We start from the raw sequence: 3,901 nt of genomic DNA, 5'->3' as shown, positions 1-3,901 counted from the left end.
CTATGGTGAAAATTCCAAGGTTTGGACCCAAATAAGCCTGCAGTTCATAGTCCGGGTTGTCCGTTATTGCTCCCTTGAACCTTCCTGTCTTCACCATAGCTATCTTAAGGCAGCACGTTGGACAGCCAAAATCAGCCCAAAACTGTTTTATCCAGACCCTATCTTCGAACTTGTCAACACCGAAGCTTTTTTCATTATGCCATTCATCCTGCCAGTTACGGACCGGTTCAGAACTCGTTTTTGCCCCAACCTCGTAGCCAGCAGCTCCTGTCCCCCAGCGTCTCCACAGTTCATTTTCATAAGCGTTATTGCAAACCACCTGTATTAGTCGTCTCACCTTTCTCATATCAGCCACTTCAGGGAGCGGTCCGGTGCCTTTGACAGCTATTGCCTTTAGCCCTTTTGCCCCCATAACTGCCCCGTAGCCGCCATAGCCTGCAGCGTGCGTCCACTTTGCCGCAACTACTGCTAGCCGAACCTTCTTTTCTCCTGCCGGACCAATATACAAGATTGCAGGTTCCTTGAACTCACCGTATCGCGGAAACCGTTTTCCCAAAAGTTCTCTACACTCTTTCGTGAGAATTCTAACTGTTTGTTTTGCGTCTTTTCCCCATAAGTGACCAGCATCTCTAACCTCGACATCAGAATCCTTGACAAATAAGTAACACGGCCTTTTAGCCTCACCAGTCACTATTATGCCATCATACCCAGCGCATCTTAGCTCAACTCCAAATTCTCCCCCTACGGTTGAGCCCACCACACCGTTGCTCTGTGGCGACTTTCCAGAAACACAGATCCTTCCTCCTGGAAAGAACCCTGTCAAAGGTCCAGTCAAAAACAGAAGAATGTTTCTTGGTCCTAACGGATCTATTGTTTCCCATGAAGTACCTAATCTGTCCCAGAGAATTTTTGTCGCTAGACCTCTACCGCCTATATACTCTTTCAGAACATTTTCGTCAAATGTTATCTCTTTGATATCCTCAGTTGAAAGATCAATCTCGATGAATTTCCCTGCGTAACCAAAGGTCAAATCAATTCCTCCGATTCTTCACCATACATCTTAGCAGCTAAGTCTCGTGTCATTTCTTCTGGTCTACGTGCGTAGAGATGGTACGCGCGGTTTTTTCGAGAGACCTTTTGCAGTACATTCCACCCCCCTTCTCTGCAAACTTTAACACATTGAGGGTTGCCCCTACATAGGTTGCAGATTAAAACATGCTTTTCAGTTGGATGCATGTGAGGTATCCTGCCCGGACAAGCGTCTATGCATTCCCCGCAGGCAGTACACTTATTTGGGTTGACCAAGACTGCGGCAGTCTTCTCACTTACTGACAGCGCTTCGACCGGACATGCTTCAACACATGGATAGTCTTCGCATTGGGCACAGAAATGTGGAAACTCGACGCCGGGAATAAGCATGAAGACTCTTATTCTTGCGGCTTCTGGCCATATTCGTTTTTCATGAAAAAGCGAACATGCAATTTCACATTTTCTGCACCCACTGCATCGTGAAAGTTCTCTTGCTATCCAGATCAGTTCTTTCTTCTTGGTCAATATCAGATCATCTCAGGTCACTGAAAGAATTCTCTATTAAGGTTTGCAACGATTTAAGCGTGTGGTTTACGTGTGTGCGCATTTTACGTAGTAAACTGGCACATATGCACTGTTGTTTCTACCTCGCTATCTGAAAGTGACTTCGTCTTCTATCTCTTTTGCTAACTCATTCAGGAGTTTTTTCTGTCGACCTGTTAGTTTCGTGGGTGTCCGAACTATGACTTTTACAAGTTGATCTCCTCTTCCCCATCCATGTAAACGCGGCATTCCTTTTCCTCTTAACCGAAACATTGTTCCCGTTTGGGTTCCAGCAGGAATTTTGAGCTTCGCTTTTCCATTTAGCGTTGGAACATGGATTTTAGTTCCTAGTGCCGCTTGGGGCAAGCCTATATGTGCTTCACAGAAGATGTTGCTCCCATTCCTTTCAAAAACTTCATGAGGCTTGACGTGGACAACAACATAAAGATCTCCATTTGGACCACCTTTGAAGCCAGGTCTTCCCTTGCCGCTCAATCTCAAACTGTGTCCATCATCAATACCCGGAGGGATCTTCAATTTTATCCGATGGAGACGACTTGAAGTTCCTGTACCCTTACAGTCCGTACAAAGGTTCTTGATTGAGACCCCTTTTCCATGACATTTGTTACACGTCTGGATTTCCGTGAAATGCATGTACCCAAAATTTCTAGTCTGTCTTATTTCACCAGTACCGTTACATCTTGGACAGTTTTTAGTGCCTGATCCAGGTTTTACTCCGCTACCATGGCATGTATCGCATACATCAAAGCCTGGAACTCTTATGTCCTTTTCTAGACCGAAAGCTGCTTCTTCTAAAGATATTTCCAGATCATACCTTAAATCTGCTCCTTTCAGCGGACCATATCTTCCACGGGTTCTGCCACCAAAAAACATGTCAAAGATCGTGTCAAATCCGCGAAAGCCAAAACCAAGGTCTCTAAAGATCCTATCAAAGTCAGCACTTCTGAATATGTCATCCCAAGTATATTTCCCACTTATTCCTTCATGTCCAAACTGGTCATATTGTGTACGTTTCTTATCGTCGGAAAGTATAGCGTATGCCTCTGATATCTCTTTGAACTTTCCTTCAGCGTCTGGTGACTTATTCCGGTCAGGATGATATTCTAAAGCTAGCTTGCGATAAGCTTTTTTTATCTCTTTCTTTGATGCACTCTTGGGTACATTTAGTACTTCATAATAGTCTCGCTTATAACTCATTCAAGATCAGCCATCGGAGAAGAACTATATCTACTCTTTTTTATCTTCTTTCACTTCTTCATAGTCTGCGTCCACAACTTTCTTTTCTGGTTCCTTCTTTGCCTTTTCTTGGTCCGCTCGCTCTGCTGCTGCTTGTTGATATATGACTGTTCCGACTTCTTGCAGGACTTTTGCCAATTCTTCGCTCTTTATTTTGATCTTCTCAACATCTTTGCTGCTCAGAATTTCCCTTAGTTCAGAGACCGATTTGTCTATTTTCTCTATCTGCTCTTTTCCAAGTTTATCAGCCAGATCTTTCTTTGTTTTTTCAGCCGTATAAATCAATGAGTCAGCGCTATTTCGGACTTCGGCTTCCTCTCTTCTTCTTTTATCCTGTTCAGCAAACTCGTCAGATTCCTTCATCATACGTTCTTTCTCTTTTTCAGAGAGTTTAGTTGAAGCTGTGATGGTGATTTTCTGTTCTTTTCCAGTAGCTAAATCCTTTGCAGAGACGTTTAATATACCATCCGCATCAATGTCAAAGGCTACTTCTATTTGAGGGACACCTCTGGGTGCTGGAGGTATACCCGTAAGGTTGAACATGCCGAGGGAGATGTTGTCAGATGCCATAGCTCTCTCCCCTTGCAATACATTTATCGTTACTGTTGTTTGAAAGTCTGCGGCGGTTGAGAAGATTTGGCTCTTTTTTGTTGGGATTGTCGTGTTTCTTTCTATTATTCGTGTGAAGACGCCGCCTAGGGTTTCGACACCTAGTGAAAGTGGAGTTACATCTAAGAGTAATAAATCCTTTATCTCGCCGGCCAATACCCCACCTTGAATAGATGCTCCAACAGCTACGCACTCCATTGGATCAACTCCTCGTTCAGCGGGCTTGCCTATCAGGTCCTCTACAAACTTCCTCACAAGAGGCATTCTTGTTTGACCACCGATCAGAATAACCTTATCAATGTCTCTTGGCTCAAGCTTAGTGTCTTTGAGGGTCCGCATTATTGGTTCTCTTATCTTTTGAACAATGGGGCGTGTTAGTTGTTCTAGTTTTGCCCTATTTAATGTGGTTTGCAAGTGTTTGGGACCGCTTGTGTCGGAGGCGATAAAAGGTAAGTCAATGTCA

The 3,901-nt window shown here is 44.0% G+C and carries 4 protein-coding genes; all 4 read right to left on the bottom strand.

Annotated elements, in window-relative coordinates; genetic code table 11:
* Positions 1-1,030 (bottom strand): aldehyde ferredoxin oxidoreductase (locus OEX01_09440; GenBank protein ID MDH5449205.1); only part of this gene is annotated, 1,030 nt, incomplete at its 3' end.
* Complete coding sequence (locus OEX01_09435) at positions 1,027-1,554, bottom strand: 4Fe-4S dicluster domain-containing protein (GenBank protein ID MDH5449204.1); 528 nt, start codon at positions 1,552-1,554, stop codon at positions 1,027-1,029. The genes OEX01_09440 and OEX01_09435, both read right to left, overlap by 4 nt.
* 126 nt (positions 1,555-1,680) lie before the next feature.
* Positions 1,681-2,790 carry a molecular chaperone DnaJ gene (gene dnaJ, locus OEX01_09430; protein ID MDH5449203.1) on the bottom strand — a complete coding sequence of 370 codons (1,110 nt, stop codon included), beginning with the start codon at positions 2,788-2,790 and terminating at the stop codon, positions 1,681-1,683.
* Positions 2,791-2,820: 30 nt separating this feature from the next.
* The coding region (locus OEX01_09425; protein ID MDH5449202.1) for an Hsp70 family protein at positions 2,821-3,901 on the bottom strand (1,081 nt) is incomplete at its 5' end.

The sequence above is a fragment of the Candidatus Bathyarchaeota archaeon genome (assembly GCA_029882535.1).
In the GTDB taxonomy this organism is placed as follows: Archaea; Thermoproteota; Bathyarchaeia; order Bathyarchaeales; family SOJC01; genus JAOUKM01.
The sequence above is the reverse complement of the archived record's forward strand: the minus strand, read 5'-3'. Positions and strand labels throughout refer to the sequence as shown.

What these genes read in the sequence shown, in the direction of transcription:
- dnaJ (MDH5449203.1), bottom strand. Translation starts at nt 2,790, where the DNA reads ATGAGTTATAAGCGAGACTATTATGAAGTACTAAATGTACCCAAGAGT.